16 protein-coding genes and 1 pseudogene are annotated in these 18,679 nt (G+C 72.2%); 13 read left to right on the top strand and 4 right to left on the bottom strand.

Going from position 1 to position 18,679, the window contains the following annotated elements:
• Window positions 1–215 precede the first annotated feature (215 nt).
• From aceB to cobF, 3 genes are all read left to right on the top strand, one after another.
• Window positions 216–1,826 carry a malate synthase A gene (aceB, locus tag ACFVVX_RS32350; RefSeq protein ID WP_387950871.1) on the top strand — a complete coding sequence of 537 codons (1,611 nt, stop codon included), beginning with the start codon at window positions 216–218 and terminating at the stop codon, window positions 1,824–1,826.
• A 53-nt stretch (window positions 1,827–1,879) separates the two neighbouring features.
• Window positions 1,880–2,746: a 3-hydroxybutyryl-CoA dehydrogenase gene (locus ACFVVX_RS32345; RefSeq protein ID WP_387950870.1), complete on the top strand. Its 867-nt coding sequence runs from the start codon at window positions 1,880–1,882 to the stop codon at window positions 2,744–2,746.
• 221 nt (window positions 2,747–2,967) lie between these two features.
• Window positions 2,968–3,726 carry a precorrin-6A synthase (deacetylating) gene (cobF, locus tag ACFVVX_RS32340; RefSeq protein WP_387950868.1) on the top strand — a complete coding sequence of 253 codons (759 nt, stop codon included), beginning with the start codon at window positions 2,968–2,970 and terminating at the stop codon, window positions 3,724–3,726.
• A 103-nt stretch (window positions 3,727–3,829) separates the two neighbouring features.
• Here the strand turns inward: cobF and ACFVVX_RS32335 are convergent, their stop codons facing one another.
• On the bottom strand, window positions 3,830–5,437 hold the full coding sequence (locus tag ACFVVX_RS32335) for an MFS transporter (RefSeq protein ID WP_387950866.1): 1,608 nt from the start codon (window positions 5,435–5,437) through the stop codon (window positions 3,830–3,832).
• A gap of 214 nt (window positions 5,438–5,651) precedes the next feature.
• Window positions 5,652–8,030, bottom strand: coding sequence for an FUSC family protein (locus ACFVVX_RS32330; protein ID WP_387950865.1), 2,379 nt, complete (start codon window positions 8,028–8,030; stop codon window positions 5,652–5,654).
• 207 nt (window positions 8,031–8,237) lie between these two features.
• On the opposite strand from ACFVVX_RS32330, the gene ACFVVX_RS32325 reads away from it, so the two are divergent.
• Window positions 8,238–8,651 carry a nuclear transport factor 2 family protein gene (locus ACFVVX_RS32325; RefSeq protein ID WP_387950863.1) on the top strand — a complete coding sequence of 138 codons (414 nt, stop codon included), beginning with the start codon at window positions 8,238–8,240 and terminating at the stop codon, window positions 8,649–8,651.
• Between the two features lie 116 nt (window positions 8,652–8,767).
• Here ACFVVX_RS32325 and ACFVVX_RS32320 read toward each other — a convergent pair whose 3' ends face one another.
• Window positions 8,768–9,652: an MBL fold metallo-hydrolase gene (locus ACFVVX_RS32320; protein ID WP_387950861.1), complete on the bottom strand. Its 885-nt coding sequence runs from the start codon at window positions 9,650–9,652 to the stop codon at window positions 8,768–8,770.
• A 133-nt stretch (window positions 9,653–9,785) separates the two neighbouring features.
• Here ACFVVX_RS32320 and ACFVVX_RS32315 point away from each other — a divergent pair, with 133 nt between their 5' ends.
• From ACFVVX_RS32315 to ACFVVX_RS32285, 7 genes and pseudogenes are all read left to right on the top strand, one after another.
• Window positions 9,786–10,214 carry a MarR family winged helix-turn-helix transcriptional regulator gene (locus tag ACFVVX_RS32315; protein WP_387950859.1) on the top strand — a complete coding sequence of 143 codons (429 nt, stop codon included), beginning with the start codon at window positions 9,786–9,788 and terminating at the stop codon, window positions 10,212–10,214.
• A 225-nt stretch (window positions 10,215–10,439) separates the two neighbouring features.
• The gene (locus ACFVVX_RS32310; RefSeq protein ID WP_387950857.1) at window positions 10,440–11,126 is read left to right on the top strand and encodes a Tat pathway signal sequence domain protein; all 687 of its coding nucleotides are present in this window, start codon (window positions 10,440–10,442) and stop codon (window positions 11,124–11,126) included.
• A gap of 291 nt (window positions 11,127–11,417) precedes the next feature.
• Window positions 11,418–12,671: pseudogene (locus ACFVVX_RS32305) on the top strand (IS256 family transposase).
• Window positions 12,672–12,816: 145 nt separating this feature from the next.
• The gene (locus ACFVVX_RS32300) at window positions 12,817–13,344 is read left to right on the top strand and encodes a hypothetical protein (RefSeq protein ID WP_387950856.1); all 528 of its coding nucleotides are present in this window, start codon (window positions 12,817–12,819) and stop codon (window positions 13,342–13,344) included.
• A 131-nt stretch (window positions 13,345–13,475) separates the two neighbouring features.
• The gene (locus ACFVVX_RS32295) at window positions 13,476–13,721 is read left to right on the top strand and encodes a winged helix-turn-helix domain-containing protein (RefSeq protein ID WP_387950854.1); all 246 of its coding nucleotides are present in this window, start codon (window positions 13,476–13,478) and stop codon (window positions 13,719–13,721) included.
• 255 nt (window positions 13,722–13,976) lie between these two features.
• On the top strand, window positions 13,977–14,543 hold the full coding sequence (locus ACFVVX_RS32290) for a hypothetical protein (RefSeq protein WP_387950853.1): 567 nt from the start codon (window positions 13,977–13,979) through the stop codon (window positions 14,541–14,543).
• Complete coding sequence (locus ACFVVX_RS32285; RefSeq protein ID WP_387950851.1) at window positions 14,515–15,117, top strand: hypothetical protein; 603 nt, start codon at window positions 14,515–14,517, stop codon at window positions 15,115–15,117. The genes ACFVVX_RS32290 and ACFVVX_RS32285 overlap by 29 nt, the downstream gene beginning before the upstream one ends.
• 75 nt (window positions 15,118–15,192) lie before the next feature.
• Here the strand turns inward: ACFVVX_RS32285 and ACFVVX_RS32280 are convergent, their stop codons facing one another.
• Window positions 15,193–15,336 carry a hypothetical protein gene (locus ACFVVX_RS32280; protein ID WP_387950961.1) on the bottom strand — a complete coding sequence of 48 codons (144 nt, stop codon included), beginning with the start codon at window positions 15,334–15,336 and terminating at the stop codon, window positions 15,193–15,195.
• A gap of 330 nt (window positions 15,337–15,666) precedes the next feature.
• On the opposite strand from ACFVVX_RS32280, the gene ACFVVX_RS32275 reads away from it, so the two are divergent.
• Entirely contained in the window at window positions 15,667–17,085 is a 1,419-nt protein-coding gene (locus ACFVVX_RS32275; protein WP_387950849.1) for a family 2B encapsulin nanocompartment shell protein, read from the top strand.
• Window positions 17,072–18,562 (top strand): SufS family cysteine desulfurase, encoded by a 1,491-nt coding sequence (locus ACFVVX_RS32270; RefSeq protein WP_387950847.1) that lies wholly within the window; start codon window positions 17,072–17,074, stop codon window positions 18,560–18,562. The genes ACFVVX_RS32275 and ACFVVX_RS32270 overlap by 14 nt, the downstream gene beginning before the upstream one ends.
• Window positions 18,563–18,679 lie beyond the last annotated feature (117 nt).

Raw genomic sequence — 18,679 nt, 5'->3', positions numbered from 1 at the left:
GGGCCTCGTTGAGGGACCGAGGGCTTGTCTGACAATTCCCGCCGCGCGCACGACGCCGGGCATCCCGGCTGGACGCACCGCCGAATCGTCCAAGTACGGCCAGTACGAGGCCGATTCGGCGGCACGCCCAGCCGGGCGCCCAACGCCGCGCGCTGATGCGACGCGAATTGTCAGACAAGCCCTCAGCCCCGGGCCCCGCCTCCTGGAGACCGCAGATGACCCCGACCAGCCGCATCACCGTCCTCGGCGGCCACGAGGACCGCTTCGAGGAGATCCTGACCCCCGAGGCCCTGGACTTCCTCGCCCGTCTGGACGCCGCCTTCGAGGGCCGCCGCACCGGGCTCCTCGCCGAACGCGAGCGCCGGGCCGCCGTCCTCGCCGCCACCGGCACCCTGGACTTCCTCCCGGAGACCCGCGCCGTCCGGGCGGACGACAGCTGGCGGGTGGCCGGCGCCGGCCCCGGCCTGCACGACCGCCGGGTGGAGATCACCGGCCCGCCGGAGCGCCGGATGACCGTCAACGCGCTCAACTCCGGTGCCCGGGTCTGGCTCGCCGACTTCGAGGACGCCACCTCCCCCACCTGGCACAACATCGTCTCCGGCCAGCTCAACCTGCTCGACGCGATCGAGGGCCGGATCGACGAGACCACCCCGCAGGGACGGCGCTACCGGGTCGGCGACTCCCCCGCCACCATCGTGGTCCGCCCGCGCGGCTGGCACCTGCCCGAGCAGCACCTGCTGGTCGACGGCCGCCCGATGGCCGCCGCCCTGGTCGACTTCGGCCTCTACCTGTTCCACTGCGGGCGGCGGCAGATCGAGCGGGGCGGCGGACCGTACTTCTACCTGCCCAAGCTGGAGAACCACCTCGAAGCGCGCCTGTGGAACGACGTCTTCACCTTCGCCCAGGGCGAGTTGGGCATTGCGCACGGCACCGTCCGGGCGACGGTGCTGATCGAGACCGTCACCGCCGCGTTCGAGATGGACGAGATCCTCTACGAGCTGCGCGAGCACGCCGCCGGGCTCAACGCCGGCCGCTGGGACTACCTCTTCAGCCTGATCAAGAACTTCGCCGCGCACGGGCGCAACTACGTGCTGCCGGACCGCGCGCAGGTCACCATGACGCAGCCGTTCCTGCGCGCCTACACCGAGCTGCTGGTGCGCACCTGCCACCGGCGCGGCGCCCACGCCATCGGCGGGATGGCCGCGGCCGTCCCCGGCAAGGACCCGGAGGCCACCGCCGCGGCCCTCGCCAAGGTCCGCCTGGACAAGGAGCGCGAGGCCGGCGACGGCTTCGACGGCTCCTGGGTCGCCCACCCCGGCCTGGTCGCCACCTGCCGCGAGGTCTTCGACCAGGCGCTCGGCTCGCGTCCGCACCAGCTCGACCGGACCCGCGAGGATGTCGCGGTGACCGCCGCCGACCTGCTCGCCGTCCACCGCACCTTCGGCAACCCGACCCCGACCGGTCTGCGCTCCAACATCGCCGTAGCGCTGCGCTACCTGGTCGCCTGGCTGAACGGCTCCGGGGCGGTCGCCGTCTTCGGGCTGATGGAGGACGTCGCCACCGCGGAGATCGCCCGCTGCCAGATCTGGCAGTGGCTGCACCACCGTTCCCGCCTGGTCGGCGGCGACGCCGTCACCCCCGAGCTGGTCCGGGCGCTGATCACCCAGGAGCGCACGGTCCTGCAGCAGCAGGGCAACGACCCGCAGACCGTCGACGCCGCCGTCCGCATCCTGGAGGAGACCGCGCTCGGCGACCGGCTCCCGGCCTTCCTCACCGTCGACGCCTACGCCCGCCACCTGGTCCGCGTCCGCACCACAGCGGCCTGAGCCGCACGCCGGAGATCCGGCCCCGGCCGACCCCCAGCAAGGAGAAGAGTGCCATGAACGAGATCCGTCGGGTGGCGGTGGTCGGCGCGGGGCAGATGGGCTCCGGCATCGCCGAGGTCTTCGCCCGCGCCGGGCTGGACACCGTCGTCTGCGAGCGGAGCCCGGACGCGCTGCGCGCGGCCCGCGCCCGGATCGACCGCTCGCTGCACCACGCGGTCGACCGGGACCGGCTCAGCCCGGGCGGGCGCGAGGACGCGTGGGCCCACCTGCTGTTCGCCGACGACCTGGAGGCGCTGGCCGACCGTCAGCTGGTGGTGGAGGCGGTGGTCGAGGACGAGCGGGTCAAGACGGACGTGCTCGCCACCCTGGACAAGGTCCTCGCCGACGAGCAGGCCGTCCTCGCCACCAACACCTCCGCGATCCCCGTCACCCGCCTCGCCATCGCCACCTCGCGCGCCTCGCACGTGCTGGGCCTGCACTTCTTCAACCCCGCGCCGGTCATGCCGCTGGTGGAGCTGGTGTCCTCGCTGCACACCGACCCGGCCGTCCTCGACCGGGTGGAGGGCTTCGCCGGGGACACCCTCGGCAAGCACGTCATCCGCTCCCGCGACCGGGCGGGGTTCGTCGTCAACGCCCTGCTGGTGCCGTACCTGCTGTCGGCAATCCGGATGGCCGAGGCCGGCCACGCCACCGCCGCCGACATCGACGACGGCATGGTCCACGGCTGCGCCCACCCGATGGGACCGCTGCAACTCGCCGACCTGATCGGACTGGACACCGTGCTGGCGATCGCGCAGTCCCTGTACGAGGAGTACAAGGAGCCGCTCTACGCGCCGCCGCCGCTGCTGTCCCGGATGGTCGAGGCGGGGCTGCTCGGCCGCAAGACCGGACGCGGCTTCCACCCCCACCGGGCCGGGTAGCCCGGCCCTGATCCACCGGTGCCCCGGCCTCCGTCGCGGAGGGCCGGGGCACCGGCGTGCCGAGCCGGATCACCGGCTGGACCGCCCACATCACCGAGCAGCTCGGGACCAACGTGCTGATCCGCCCGCTCGGCGCCTACACCGGCCCCGGCCGGCGCGCCCTGCCGCCCGGCTGAGGGGCGCTGCGACACGTGATCCGGACAGACGGCACAATCACTGCCATGCAGCACATCCTCGTCATCGGCATCGGGGCCGGCGACCCCGACCACCTGACCCTGCAGGCGGCCAAGGCCCTCGCCCGCACCGACGTCTTCTTCATCCTCGACAAGACCGAGGAACGCCAGGACATGATCCGGCTCCGCCGGCAGATCCTGACCGAGCACGGCCGCCCCGGCCACCGGGTGGTCGGGGTCCCCGACGCCGAGCGGGACCGCACCACCCCCGCCTACACGGCGGCCGTGGACGACTGGCGCCACCGCCGGGCGGACCTGGTCGAGCAGCTGATCGCCGAGCACCTCGGCCCCGACGAGACCGGCGCCTTCCTGGTCTGGGGCGACCCGAGCCTCTACGACAGCGTGATCGCCGTGGTGGACGAGGTGCTGGCGCGCGGCGACACGTCCTTCGGGTACGAGGTCATCCCGGGCATCAGCAGCGTCTCCGCACTCGCCGCCCGCCACCGCACCACCCTGACCCGGGTCGGCCGCCCCCTGCAGATCACCACCGGCCGCCGTCTCGCCGAGGGCCTGCCCGAGGGCGTCGACGACGTGGTGGTGATGCTCGACGGCCAGGCCGCCTTCGCCGGGATCGACCCCGACGGCGTGGAGATCCTCTACGGCGCCTACCTCGGGACCCCCGACGAGATCCTCACCGCCGGCCCCCTCTCCGAGGCCGCCCCCCGCATCCGCGACCTCCGGGACGAGGCCCGCGCCCGCAAGGGCTGGATCATGGACACCTACCTGCTCCGCCGCACCACCCCCTGACCCCGGGCCCTCCGCGGGTGCGCCACCCCGCTCGGGGGCGGCGCACCCGCGGTCGCCGGGCAGCGCCGGAACAGCGGGGCGGGCGGGCAGCGCCCCGGACCGGTCAGGCCGGCCCGTCGACCTGGCGGCTGGTGGTGTCCGCGGCCGGGGCGGCCTCCGCGGTGACCCGCGTCCCGGGGTGCCGCAGGGCGCACAGGAAGGCGACCGCGAGGGCCGCCGCCATGCCGTACAGCACGGGCCCGTTCGCCTCCGCGAAGTCCTGCCGGATCGCGTCCAGCAGGTTGGACCCGATGCCGGTGGGGGTCTGGCCGCCCGCGCCGTGGCCGGTGATGCCCTGGGTGACGGTGTCGGCGACGCCGGGCGCGGCGTCCTCGGGGACGCCGTTGGCGATCAGGGTGTTCTGCACGTTCCTGGTCGTGTTGTGCAGCAGGACGGTGCCCAGCACGGCCAGGCCCAGGCTCGCCGAGTAGTTGCGCACGGTCTGGGTGATCCCGGTGACCTCGCCGTAGGAGGCGTTGATCGAGCGGTTGACGGCGTCCGTCGAGGCGGGCGTCAGCAGGAGCCCGATCCCCGCGCCCGCCATCACGATGTACGGCCACTGGGCGTTGAGCGACAGGTCGGTGATCTTCGAGGCCCAGAGCGCGAAGCCGACCGCGGACAGCGCCGTGCCCAGCACCATCGGCGGGCGCGCCCCGCGCCGGTCCAGCATCCGCCCGCCGAGCTGCGAGCCGGGGGCGAAGCCGAGGAAGAAGACCAGCAGGTAGAGGGCCGCCTCGTTGGGCGACTGGTCCAGTGCCACCTGGGCGTAGACGGAGGCGAAGAAGAACACCGGGACGAAGGCGATCATGGCGAAGAACAGCACGGCGTTGTCCACCGCGAAGGCGCGGTCGGCGAAGACCCGCATCTTGATCAGCGGGTGCTCGGTGCGCAGCTCGACCATGACGAACACCGCCAGCACCGCCAGCCCGCCGATGATGCACAGCCAGGTCGCCCAGCTGCCCCAGCCCCAGGCCGCCGCCTGCTGCAGGCCGAGCACGCTCAGTCCCATGCCGACGGCCACCAGGACCGCGCCCGTCCAGTCGACCGGCTCGCGGCGGGGGGTGTTGCGGATCCGGGCCAGCACCGTCAGCACCACCGCGACGACCGCCACCGGCACGTTGACCCAGAAGATCGCCCGCCAGGTCCACGTGGTCAGCCAGCCGCCGAGGATCGGGCCGAGCGCCGTCAGGCCGCCGGCCACCCCGAAGAACAGCGCCAGCGCCCGGCCGCGCCGCTCGACCGGGAACACCTCCACCACCACCGCGAGCGCCGCCGGGAACATCAGTGCCGCACCGAGGCCCTGCACCGCCCGGAAGCAGATCAGCCAGGCCTCGGCGGCCCCGCCGGACGGCACCGCGCCGCACAGCGCGGAGGAGATCACGAAGGTGAGCGTCCCGACCAGCATCATCCGCTTGTGGCCGAGGACGTCCGCGAGCCGGCCGCCGAGGGCGAAGAACGCGGCGAGCGACAGCAGGTAGGCGTTGACCACCCACTGCATGCCGACGGCCGACAGGCCCAGCTCGCGAATGATGTCGGGCGCGGCGATCGAGACGATCGTCTGGTCGATGAAGGTCATCGAGACCGCGAACAGCATGGCCGCGAGCGTCAGCGACTGGCTGGCCGCGACGGGCGCGGCGCCCTCCGGGGTGCGATCGGGCTGCTGGCTTGCCATCCGTTCCGTCCTTCCGTCCTTCGGGCGTCCCGGCACCCGGGGCCGCGCGCCTGGTGGTCGGACCGGGCTCCACGCGCGGTGCCCCGGCCGTCCGACCGGGCCCGCCGGGCTCCGCCCGGTCCACCCGTCGACCCTGCCCGGGTGGTGCCCCGGCGTGGCGCAACGCCGCGTGGCGGTGGCGGGATGTCATCCGTCCGGCGGATCGCCCGAACGCTCAGGTCGTCGGCAGCGGCGACGGCGGCGGCCCGGCCGGGTCGGGGCCCGAATCCGGGCCGGTGCCAGGGCCGGTGCCAGGGCCGGTGCCAGGGCCAGAATCCGGGTCCGGGCCCGGGTCGGGGGCCGGGTCCAGGCGCGCGAGGTCGTGGGCCAGGCCTTCGAGCCAGGCCGCCACGTCGTACAGGACCGGCCGGCGCCCGGGCGGCGGCTCCGGGCGGCCGAACCACGCGGCGGCGCCCGCTCCCGGTGGTGACGTCCCCGGCGGCGTCCGCACCGGCACCGGCTGCGGCACCGGCCGCGGCCCGCGGCCGTCCGCCAGCCACGCCGCCATCGCCGTGTACGCCCCGGCCAGTCGCTCGCCGGACCGCAGCAGCCACGCCCGCTCGACCGGGTCCAGCCGGGGCGGCGGCGGCCGGTCCAGCAGGCGGGCGCTGCCACGTCTGGCGTGGTGGCCGGCGATCAGGGCCGCCTGCCAGTCCTCCCCGGGCAGGTCGGCCGCCGGTTGCGGCTCCTCCTGGAACTGCGCGTACGCCGACTCCACGACCGGCAGGGCGCGGGCCAGCGCCGCGCTCGGGGCCGCCGCTCCGGGCGGGCGCGGTTCGCCGTACGACGCGGAGGCAGCGGGCCACGCGAGGGCCTCGGTGGTGGCCGACACCGTCCCCGCGATGGCGTCGAGCAGCATCGCCGCGTCCCGCCGCAGCGCCGTCCGCGCCCCGTGCGGCCAGGCGAACAGGCCGCACACCAGGCCGATCAGGCTGCCGGTGAGGACGTCGAGTAGACGGATCTCCGCGAGCTGCCAGTCGGCCGGGGCCAGCTGGGCGAAGACCGTGGCCACCACCACCGTGAACAGCGCCTGCGCCCAGCCGACCCCGAGCAGCGGCCCGAAGAAGAAGGTCAGCGCCATCAGGGGCGGCAGCAGCGCCGCGTACACCACGCCGTGGCGGCCGACCGCCTCCAGCAGCACCGCGGCCGCGAAGGCCCCGACCAGGGTCCCGGTGAGCGCGAGGCGGATGGTCCGCCCGGTCTGCACGACCGTGGTCCGGGTCAGGCTGAGCGCGGCCAGCATCGCCCAGAAGCCGTGCGGGAGCGAGACCACGCCCGCGACCGCCCGGGCCACCGCCAGGGCCAGGCTGATCCGCAGCGCGTTCTGGAAGTACACCGACCGGGGGCTGACATGCCCGACGATCCGGCGCCAGTACAGCCGGCCGGCGCTCAGCCCCGCGTAGTCGAAGGCCGTCCCCCGGACCCACCCGGCCCGCACCGCCTCCCGGCCGCCCACGGCGAGGCGGGCCGCCGTCGACAGCACCACCGCCGCCTCGCCGGCCTCCGCGAGGGCCGCGCGACGGCGCAGCGCGGCGGTCACGCCGTCCGCGCCGCCGACGGCCCCGGCGTCTCCGGCCGACAGGTCCGCCGGCGCGCTTCGGAACTCCCGGAGCAGGCCCTCCAGGCGCTGCGGGGCCGGCTCCTCGCCGGTGGCCAGCAGGCGTGCCGTCCGCCCGGCGCTCCGGCCGACCTCCGCCAGCAGCCGGGCCTCGGCCGCCGGTACCGGTCCGGCTCCGGCCGGCAGCCGGGGCGCGGCGGTGAGCCGCGCGAGCAGGGCGCGGGCCGCCCAGCCGGCGTGGGCCTGGGCGCGGTCCCGCAGGCCCGGACCGGCCGGGCGCTCCGCCGCGGGGACCCTCCTGGCGCGCAGCGAGTCACCGGCCCCGGCCGCCGTCCGCGCCAGCGCGCCGGACACCGGGCCCGGGGTGCGGGCCAGCTCGGCCGCCGTCCGGGCGGCGGTGGCGGCGGCGTCCGCGGTGAGCAGCCGGTACGGCCGGGCCCGCGGGTCGGGCAGCAGCGCCGCCTCGGCGGCGATGAGCAGCACGAACCCGACCGCCGTCCCGGCCAGCCGGGCCGCCAGGTCGTCCGGCGCGTACGGGGGGAAGCACGGGAGGATGTACATCAGTTGCAGACCGGGGGCGGCGCCGCCGAGGCGCGGTCCGGCCACGGCGGCGAAGGCCAGGACGAAGCCGACCACCAGCATGCCCGCGACGGCCGTCCAGGTCCGGACCGCGAGGGCGGTGCCGGCGGCCACCAGCACCCAGGCGGCCGGCAGCACCCGGGCCAGCACCTCGGCCCGCTGCCGGCCGGTCCCGGGGATGCGCGACAGCGCCGCCATCGCGACCGAGGAGAACAGTGCGTAGAGCGCGGCGACCGGCTGGTCGAGGCCGTAGAGGCAGACGAGGAACCCGGTGGAGGCGGCCAGCGTGACCCGCAGGGCCCGCCGGGCGGTGACGGCCGCCGTCCCGCTTCCGCCGCGCAGCCCGCCGGCGGCCCGGCGCAGCGCCTCGACCGGGCCGCGGGGTGGCGGCGCGGGCGGCGGGGCGTCCTCGGGCATCGGCTGTCTGCACCTCGCATCGACCGCGGGCGGCCCCCGTCCCTCCCATCCTGCCCACCTTCCCCGGCCGTCGCGAGGCCACGCCGACCGGACCCGTCTGGCCGCCGCCCGGGGCACGGCCGGGCGAGGCGTTGTCCCGGAAGCCGCCTCCCCGCGGTCGCCGCCGTGATTGGGTGGTTTCCCGTGTCCGAGTCCAGGGAGGCCGCCGTGTCCCGAACGCCGCAGGAGATCTTCCAGAGCTACGTCCACGCCGGTTCCCTGTCCCGGAACGCCGACGCGCTGGCCGAGAACTTCACCGAGGACGGTGTCATCGAGATGCCGCTCCTGTCCGACGGTGCCGCCTTCCCCCGGAGGCTGGTGGGCCGGGAGGAGATCCGCAAGGCGATGGCGGCGTACTACGCGCGACCGGCGGAGGGCGCCCGCCCGCCGAACCTCGAGAAGACCGGATTCGTGCTGCACACCACCTCGGACCCCGACGTGTTCATCGCCGAGATCGACACGGTCTTCGACGGGGACGGGGACGCGGACGACGTGACCGTCTCGCTGGTGCAGATCTTCCGCATCCGCGACGGGAGGATCGCTCGGCTGCGCGACTACTTCGCGCCCGAGCTGATGGACTGAGGACAGCCGGGCGGTTTCGTGCCGGGCGGCTTCGTGCCGGGCGGTGTCGTGCCGGGCGGTGTCGTGCCGGGCGCAGCCCGCGTGGCACGGCACAGCCGCCCGGCACGGCCCGGGGGTCAGGCGTCCAGGGGCTTCCAGGCCGGGCCGTCGCCGTCCTGCCGGACGTGTCCGAACACCACGTCGGCGAAGTGGACGCCGAAGCCGATCGTGCCGGGCTCCGCCAGCTCGGCGACGAGGCGGCGGCGGTGCTCGGCGGTCCGGACGAGGTCGCGGTCGAAGGCCGAGGACCACTCGGGGTGGTCGATCTGGATCGGCGAGTGGACGGCGTCGCCGAAGGCGATCAGCCGCCGTCCGCCCCCGGTGATGACGTACTCGGCGTGCCCGACGGTGTGGCCGGGGGTGATCCGCACGTGCACACCGGGGAAGACCTCCTGGCCGTCCGTGATCGTGCGTACGCGCGGTTCGAGGGCCGCGACCTGCGCGGTCATGCCCTGGTCCACCAGGATGTCGCGCCGCTCCCACTCCGGCTCGGCGACCAGGTAGTCGGCGTGCGCGAACGCGGGCCGGTCGCTGCCGGGGGCGGGATCGCAGGCCCAGCCGAGGTGGTCGGAGTGGAGGTGGGTGAAGGCCACGGCCTCGATGTCCTCGGGGCGGCGGCCGAGTTCGGCCAGGCTCTGCAGGAGCGCACCGCCGTGGATCACGCCGAGGGGTCCCTCCTCGGCCGCCAGCCTCTGCGGGCCGAAGCCCGCGTCGATCAGCAGCGCGCGGCCGCCGTGCTCGACCAGCAGACCGCCGACGCTCCCCACCAGGTGCCCCGTGGCGTCCAGGTACTCCGGATGCGCGGCCCACACCTCGTCGGTGGTGTCCTGGAGCAGCGGCAGCGGCCGCATCCGGACATCGCCGTCCGGCACGTACGACACCTTCGTTTCGCCCAGCCGTATCGAGCGGATTCCCGCCGGCCGGCGCAGTCGTCCGTCCTGAACCACCGTCAAGTCAGCCATGAGATCTCTCCTGTGAGTCGTCATCCGGTCGCCGCCGGGCGCTTCCCCCGGCGACGACGCCAACCATAAGCATCAAGTTCGAATCATTCAAGCTGCAATTATTTTGTCTTGACGGATTTGCTAGAGTGATGGCATGACGACGTCCCCCGAGCCGCAGGCCATCGCCGAGCGACAGCTGTGCGGTCTGGTGAACGGACTGGCCCAGCGGATCGCCGAGCACGTCCGCGAGCGCGCCGCCTCCCTGGGCCTCACCGCGCCCCAGGCGACCGCACTGCGGGAGATGAGCGAGCCGATGACCATGCGGGAGCTCTCCGAGCGCATGAGCTGCGAGCCCTCCAACACCACCTTCGTCGTCGACAAGCTGGAGAAGCAGAGCCTGGTCGAGCGCCACCCGCACCCCACCGACCGCCGCGCCAAGCACCTCGTCCTCACCGCCGAGGGCGCCGCCCTGCGCGAGCGCCTGCTCGAACTGCTCGCCCTGGGCTCCCCGCTGTCCGGCCTCACCCCGCAGGAGCAGGGCGTCCTCCGCGGACTGCTGGAGCAGGCCGTCACCTCCCGGTGAGCCGGCGGCAGACCGACGACGGGCCGGCGACGGCATCGCGCACGGCGGGGACGGACACCCCGCCACCCCCGTCGCCCTGCTGACGAAAAGTCAGCAAGTTCCGCCCTGTGTATTGACGGTACACGGACACGGTTCTACAACGTAGTCAGCTCCCCGATCCCCCACCCCCGGGAGCAGTGGAAGTTCGCCTTCTCGATCCCCCCTCACCGAGGAAGAGGCTTTCCCATGCGTCTGAACCGCCTCACCGCCGTCGCCTCCGCCGCCATCACCCTCGCCGCCCTCGCACTGGGCGCCGTCCCCGCGTCCGCGGCGCCGGGGCCCGTCGCCACCCCGGTACTGACCGCCGGCAGCGCGGGCGGCGCCCCCGTCGCGGCGGGCGACGCGCTCGCCGCACCGCTCGCCGCGAACACCCGTGCCACCTTCTACTCGACCGCGACCAGCACGACCGGCGTCACCTGCGCCGCCTCCCAGCTCTCGGCCAAGGTGCTGGGCAACCCGGCGGCGCCCGGCACGGCGACCGAGTCCCTGACCGGGCTCACCTTCGGCTCGTGCACCAGCAACATCACCGGCGTCACCTCGGTCCGCAGCCTGACCGTCGGCAACCTCCCCTACGGCCTCGCCGTCGACGACGGCCCCGGCCTCCCCGTCACCCTCACCGGCGCAGCCGCCGGGCCGATCCAGGCCACCGCCGTACTCAACAGCTGGTTCGACACCATCACCTGTACCTACCAGCTCAGCGGCGCGTTCACCGGCAACGCCGACAACGCCGCCCACAGCCTGGCCTTCCGCACCGAGCACTTCGCCAGGAGCGGCGGCTCGTCCCTCTGCCCCGCCGACGGCTACTTCTCCGCCACCTACGGCCCCGTCACCGACACCACCCTGCCCGGCAACCCCGCGGTCCACGTCAACTGACCCGGGCGGGCCCGTCCGAACCACCACCGGACGGGCCCGCCCACTGCGGCAGGAGCCGCCCGCGTGATCGAAGAGCACATTTCGTTGACGACGGCACTCAACCTGTCATACCTATCCATGGCCATCCCTGGCTATGTCTGGTAGGTAGGCCCCTACGGCTACGGTCAGGGCGCAATGCTCAAGACTTGTGGATCAGCCCCGGCGGGGACGCGGAGGGCGTACCTTCCCGACTGATCCTGTGATGGTCACCGAGTAGGCCCGCATTGCAGCGCGGGTCGGGAAGGCACGCCCATGCTCAGCGTAGTGAATGCCGACGGTTCCACCGAGACTGGTTCCCTGATCGACGAGATCGTCCGCGAGGGCGCCCGCCGGATGCTCGCCGCCGCGCTGGAGGCGGAAGTCAACCAGTACATAGCCGAGTTGGCGGCCTAGCGGGACGAGTTCGGGTACCGCCAGGTGGCCCGAAACGGCCACCACCGGCCCCGCACCGTCGTGACCGCGGCAGGGTCCGTCGAGGTCACCGCGCCCCGGGTGAACGACCGCCGCGTAGACGACGAGACCGGCGAGCGCAAGCGCTTCTCCTCGAAGATCCTGGCCCCGTGGTGCCGCAAGTCCCCGAAGATCTCCGAGGTCCTGCCGCTGCTCTACCTGCACGGCCTATCCTCGGGGGACTTCGTGCCCGAGCTGGAGCAGTTCCTCGGCTCGGCGGCCGGGCTGTCGCCGGCCACGGTGACCCGACTGACGAAGCAGTGGAACGACGACCACGCTGCCTTCCAGCAGCGCGACCTCGCGGACCGCGACTTCGTCTACGTGTAGGCCGACGGCGTTCACCCCAAGGTGCGGCTCGGGCAGGCCCACTCCTGCGTGTTGGTGCTGCTCGGGGTGCGACTGGACGGCACCAAGGAGCTGATCGCGCTGGCCGAGGGGCTGCGGGAGTCCACCGAGTCCTGGGCGGACCTGCTGCGCGACTGCCGCCGCCGGGGCATGCGCGACCCCGAGCTGGTCATCGGCGACGGCGCGATGGGGTTGTGGAAGGCCCTGGCTGAGGTGTTCCCGGCCGCCCGACACCAGCGCTGCTGGGTCCACAAGGCGCGAAATGTCACGAACACCCTGCCGAAGTCCGCCCAGCCGGGCGCGACGAAGGCGATGCAGGAGATCTACAACGCCGAGGACCGCGCGCACGCCGAGAAGGCGATCGAGGCGTTCGCGAAGACTTGTGGCGCCAAGTGGCCCAAGGCCGTCGCGAAGATCACCGAGGACCGGGAGGAACTGCTGGCGTTCTACGACTTCCCCGCCGAGCACTGGATCCACCTGCGGACCACGAACCCCATCGAGTCCACGTTCTCCACGGTCAAACTGCGGACCAAGGTCACCCGCGGAGCCGACAGCCCCGCCGCGGCCCTCGCGATGGTGTTCAAGCTCGTCGAGTCCGCCCAGGACCGATGGCGCGCGATCACTGGAGCCTCCCTCGTCGCCCTGGTCCGCTCCGGCGCCCGATTCGAGCGTGGACTCCTGGTCGAACGCGACGAAGTCGCCGCAGCCTGAACACCCACCGGGGCGCTGGCGTCCTCGAATGCTGAGGTGGCCGAGCCCTCGCAGGCTATGCGAGGTCAGTAATCCCGAGGCGGTGAACGGAGGCAGGCCCGTAGGGTTAGCTGCGGGTGGGGGCGTTGATCGAGGAGGGTGTGGGGTGGCGGTCGACTGGGACACCTTGGCGACAACTGGTCTGGGTGCGGCCACCACGGTGCTCGGCATCGTGATCGGCGGGTTTGTGGGGCGGCGGAGTCAGGACCGGCAGAGGGTTCTGGACACACGGTCGGCGGCCTACGCCACGTTTCTGCGGGAATACGCCAAAGCCGAGATCGACCTCCGGGAGGCGTACACGGCCAATCGGCCCAACACTGTCGACTGGGACTCGTTCAACGGAGCGCTGGTAGCCCTCAGCCTCGTCGCCCCCCAGGAGGTCAGCGCGGCCGTCCGGCCGATCCTCGAAGCACTCGGAGAACTATGCGTCTTGATCGTCCGTGAGCCGAAGATCGCCCGCGAGTACCAGCTGGTCCATGAAGCTCTAAGTCATGGCCAGATCGCATTCGTGAACGCCGCAAGGCGCTCTCTCGACAGCTCGCAGGGGCCTCTTGACTGGGTGATGGGAGGACCTCCTGCCTGGTCGGAAGTCGAGCGGTGGCTTCCCGCCCAGACCAGAGGCAACTCCGAGTAGCCGCATCCGCAATCCGCGCAAGATGGCCGCGTCCTGGATGCATCTACAAGGAATCCAAGGAATCCACCCGGCATCACGACGGACAACTACCCGACTGATCCACAGGATTTGACAATTACTCCGGTCAGGAGGTGTTCGAGTTCAGCCCAACCCGCTCAAAGTGGGAACAGATCGCCGAGACCGTCGCCGAGCGGGTCAAGTCCGGTGAGTTTCACCCGGACGACAAACTGTCCGAGGTCGAGTTGACCGAGGAATTCGGCGTAGACCGAAAGACGGTTCGGAAGGCGGTTGCTGCGCTCCGGGCTGACCGCCTGGTAATCACCCGTACCGGCATGGGCAGCTTCGTGACCCACCCGAGCGAGCGCGGGGGGCAGTAGGCCCCGCCCTGCCGGAGTTCACCAGCGAGGCGAGGCGGGGTGCGGGAAGGCATTGGATCGTCGGTTGAAGTCGACGGCCCGCACCCGGGGCGGACCTTACCGCGGAGCGACTACTCCAAGGTGAGCCGCTGCCCCTCGGGGCCGAGGCCCGAAGCGGAAGCACCGGGAGGCGGCATGGCAGAGCGGCGCAGGGCCCTTGTCGAAAGGCGAAAGGACCTTGGATTCACTCAGGAGTCCTTGGCCCGGGATCTGGGTGTGGATCGCTCAACCGTGGCGCGATGGGAGAGCGGAAAGGTAGACCCCCAGGACTGGCAGCGCCCGGCCCTGGCCAAGGTCTTGCGAGTAACGCTGATTGAGCTCGGCTCGCTCCTGCGAGCCCCAGCGGCCCCGAAGCCCTCACGAGACGAAAATGTCGCCGTCGTTACGCTGGAATATGACGATGAGATCGAAGCGTTGGAGCTTGCACGCAGAGTCTCCGCCAGCGACGTAGGCAAGGAAACGCTTGAACGGCTTGAGCTGACTTTTCATGATCTGGCGACCAAATATCCAACCGTAGCCCCCCAGGAACTCTTGGGACAGGTGCGGAGATATGGACTCTATATAGCCAGGCTCATGGATGCAAAAAAGACTCTCACCGAGCACCGGCAGCTACTCGTGATAGGTGGCTGGTTCTCTCTCCTCGGCGCAACGCTGCACATTGACCTTAATCAGCAAGACGCAGCAACGGCGAGGCTGCGAACGGCGATGACTCTGGCCCAGCATTCTGATAATTCAGAAATTCAGGCTTGGTGCTTTGAAACTGACCTGGCGGGTTCTCAGTGACGGCGACTACTCCAGGGCAGTGGAACTCAGTGCGACCTCCCATCAGTTGGCGCCTACCGGAAGCTCGGTCGAAATCCAGTCCCTGGCACAGCAAGGGCGAGCGTTTGCACGCCTGGGCTATTCCACCGAGACCTATGCCGCAATAGATCGAGTGCAGGAGCTTTCCGCGGCGATGGGCACTCCGATCCGGCCGGAACATCATTTCCAATACGATCCAGCCAAGTCACTCGCCTACGCGGCGACCACACTTGCATGGCTCGGCGACCCGGCGGCCGAAGCATTTGCGCGAGAAGTAATTTCGCGGCTCTCGCCCTCGGCGGACGTGAGCAAATGGCCTCGCCGGGTGGCATCGGCCAATATCGACCTGGCACTCTCGCTGGTGGCCACTAATCGATTGGACGAAGCATGTGATTCGGCACAGCGCGCCATGCTGTCCGGTCGAGTCGCGCCGTCTAACCATTGGCGCGCCCTCGAAGTCGTCGAAGCAGTAGAAGTGCGAAAGATTTCCGATGCGCGGGACCTCAGAGAGGTCTATGAGGGAATGCGCCTACAGATAGCACCGTCGAGCGACTGATAGCGCGAAAAAGGCCCCGCCCTGTCCCAGCGAGAGGTCGGTTTCCAGTGGTCGCGGCAACACGTGGTTGGTTGTTCAGGCTGCGAGGAGTTTAGCCAGACGCTCGGCTGGGGTTTCCCAGCCGAGCGTTTTGCGTGGGCGGCCGTTGACTTCGGCGGCGACGGCGGTCAGGTGTTCCGGGCCGTGGACGGACAGGTCGGAGCCCTGGTCCCAGGTCAACGAGCGGACCAGATGACCGGGCAGGGTCCGGACGGTCCCCGCACAGTGGTCGACCCGCCCGGCAGAATCGCCCCGGACCCGTCGCTTCCCAAGCCCGACTTTCGAACATCTCACAGCAGCTTATGGATAGGTTCATTCGTTCGAGTGAGTTTGATGAGGGCCCACCACCGATGTTCTGCACAGGAACCAATGGCCCCTCTTCGAACATGCTCACGCCGCCTCGAAACGGCCGGAACAATCGTCGCCGGTGAATCGGTGAAGGCCGATCTCCCCTCCCCCGTAGTGGATTTGACGTCCACTCAGTTCTCCCGACCAGAACAGGGACCAGCCATGACGACCGAGTCCGTCCAGCAGAGTCAGCAGAACCGGCAGAGTCTCAGCACCTCCGCCGCCAGGAACCTCGCCACCACCACCAAGACCGCGCCGCAGATGCTCGGGATCACCCCCCGCTACCTGCTGCGCGCCCTGCCCTGGGTGGACCTGGAGGCCGGCGTCTACCGGGTCAACCGGCGCCGGGGGTTCATCCTCGGCGACGGGCTGATCGGCACCTACGTCGACGGCGACAGCACCTCCCGGGTGGTCGCCGAGGACCTGCGCGAACTGCCCTTCCTCAGCCAGGTCGACAGCCCGCTGCTCACCGCGCTCGCCGACGGCTTCGTCGTGCGCGAGGTGGCGCCCGGCGAGATGATCGTCGACGCCGACGCCCCCGGCGAGCAGCTGCACATCCTCGCGTCCGGTCGCGCCGAGAAGCGCGCCACCGGGGAGTACGGCGCGGACGCCCTGCTCGCCGTCCTCGGCGACGGCGACTACTTCGATGCCACCGCGTGGGCCGGCGGCACCCCGATGCCCTACCGGGTCAGGGCGGTCAGCACGTGTACCGTGCTCTCCCTCGACCGCCGGATGCTCGTCGAACTCGCCGACCGCGAGCCGTCGCTGCGCGCCCAGCTGGACGCCTTCCACGTCGACGGCCGGCAGCCCGCCGACCGCGAGCACCCGATCGACCTCACCTCGGGCCACAGCGGCGAGCCCTACCTGCCGGAGACCTTCGTGGACTACGAGGAGGGCCCCCGCGAGTACGAGTTGAGCATCGCGCAGACCGTCCTCAAGGTGCACACCCGGGTCTCCGACGTCTACAACTCCTCGATCGACCAGGTCCAGGCGCAGCTGCGGCTGACCACCGAGGCGCTCCGCGAGCGCCAGGAGTGGGAGATGCTCAACCACCCCGAGTACGGGCTGCTCAACAACGTCGTGCCGGGCCAGCGCGTGCGCACCCGCAACGGCGCGCCGACCCCGGACGACATGGACGAGCTGCTCGCCCGGGTCTGGAAGCAGCCGGCCTTCTTCCTCGCCCACCCGAAGGCGATCGCCGCGTTCGGTCGCGAGTGCACCCGGCGCGGGGTGCCGCCGCAGATCGTGGAGCTCTTCGGCAGCCCGTTCCTGACCTGGCGCGGCGTGCCCCTGCTGCCCTCCGACAAGCTCGACCTGAAGGGCTCGGCGAACTCGGCGCCCGGCACCACCAACGTGCTGCTGATGCGGGTCGGCGAGGACCGCCAGGGCGTGGTGGGCCTGCGCCCGTCGAAGGTCCCGGACGAGGTCGAGCCGGGCCTCTCGGTGCGGGCGATGGGCGTCGACCGGCAGGCCATCACCTCGTACCTGGTGACCAGTTACTTCTCGGCCGCCGCGCTGGTGGACGACGCCATCGCCGTGCTCCAGAACGTCGAGGTGTCGAACTACCATGACTACTCCTGACGGATTCGGGCGCGGCACCGGGGTCGCCGGGGTGGCCCAACCCCCGCCCGGCGCCCAACCACCGCCCGGCGCCCGGTACTCGACCGGCCCGGTGGCGGGACAGGTCCCGGTGCCCGAAGCGCTCGCCCACGCGGCGGGCGGTCCCCGGTACTGGATCCCCCCGCAGCCGGACGCGGCGGCCGGGACCGCGCCCGCCGCCCCGCTCTCCACACCAGCTGCCGCCCCACCGGCAGCCCCACCACACGCTTCCGCGGGCGGGTTCGACGTCGAGGCCGTCCGGCGGGACTTCCCCCAGCTGCACCGGGAGGTGAACGGCCGCCCGCTGGTCTGGCTCGACAACGGCGCCACCACGCTCAAACCGCGCCAGGTGGTCGAGGCGGTCGCCGAGCACTACTCGACCGGCACCTCCAACGTCCACCGCGGTGCGCACACCCTCGCCAGGCAGGCCACCCAGGTCTACGAGGAGGGCCGCGAGGAGGCCGCCAAGCTGCTCGGCACGCAGGACGCCGGCGAGATCGTCTTCGTCCGGGGCACCACCGAGGCCGTCAACCTGGTGGCGCAGTCCTGGGGCCGCGCCAACCTCGGCGTGGGCGACGAGATCCTGGTCTCGGCGGCCGAGCACCACTCCAACCTGGTGCCCTGGCAGCTGATCGCCAAGGAGCGCCGGGCGCGGATCCGGCCGATCCCGCTGCTCCCCGACGGCCGACTGGACCAGGACGCCTACCGGGACCTGCTCGGCTCGCGGACGAAGCTCGTCGCGCTCACCCACGCCTCGAACGTGCTGGGGACGGTCCCACCGGTGGCCGAGATGACCGCGCTGGCGCACCGGTACGGCGCCCGGGTCCTGGTGGACGGCGCGCAGGCGGTGAGCCACTTCCCGGTGGACGTCGCCGCGTTGGACGCCGACTTCTACGCCTTCTCGGGGCACAAGGTCTTCGCCCCGACCGGTATCGGCGTGCTCTTCGGCAAGCGCGAGCTGCTGGAGGCCATGCCCCCGTGGCAGGGCGGCGGCAACATGATCGACTCGGTGGGCTTCGAGGAGACCACCTACGCCCCCGTCCCGCACCGGCTGGAGGCGGGCACCGGCCACATCGCCGGGGTCGCCGGGCTGCGGGCGGCCCTGCGGTACCTGTCCGGGCTGGACCGTCCGGCCGCGGCCGCGTACGAGGAGCAGCTCACCGCGTACGCCATGGGCGCGCTGGCGACCGTGCCCGGGCTGCAGCTGATCGGCGACGCGCCGGGGAAGATCGGCGTGCTGACCTTCCTGCTCCCGGGCACCGACCCGACCGCCCTCGCCGGGGCGCTCGACCAGGAGGGCATCGCGGTGCGCGCCGGGCACCACTGCGCGCAGCCGGCCCTCGCCGCGTTCGGCCTGCAGAGCGCGGTACGGGCCTCGCTGGCCCTCTACAACACCGTGCAGGACGTCGACGCCCTGGTGTCCGCGCTGCAGGAGGTCCAGGCCGCCCCGGCCCGGTAGGCCGGGGCGCCACCAGGTGGGGGGGGGCCCCCCCGGGGGGCCCCCCCCCCACCTGCAGGGCGCGCCCCGCGGCCTGCCCCCGCCCCGGGGCGGGGTAAAAAACCACCGGGTGGGCCC

The sequence above is a fragment of the Kitasatospora sp. NPDC058170 genome, from assembly GCF_042883905.1.
Taxonomy (GTDB): Bacteria; Actinomycetota; Actinomycetes; order Streptomycetales; family Streptomycetaceae; genus Kitasatospora.
Note: the sequence above shows the minus strand (reverse complement) of the source record. Positions and strands in the feature narration are given on the sequence as shown.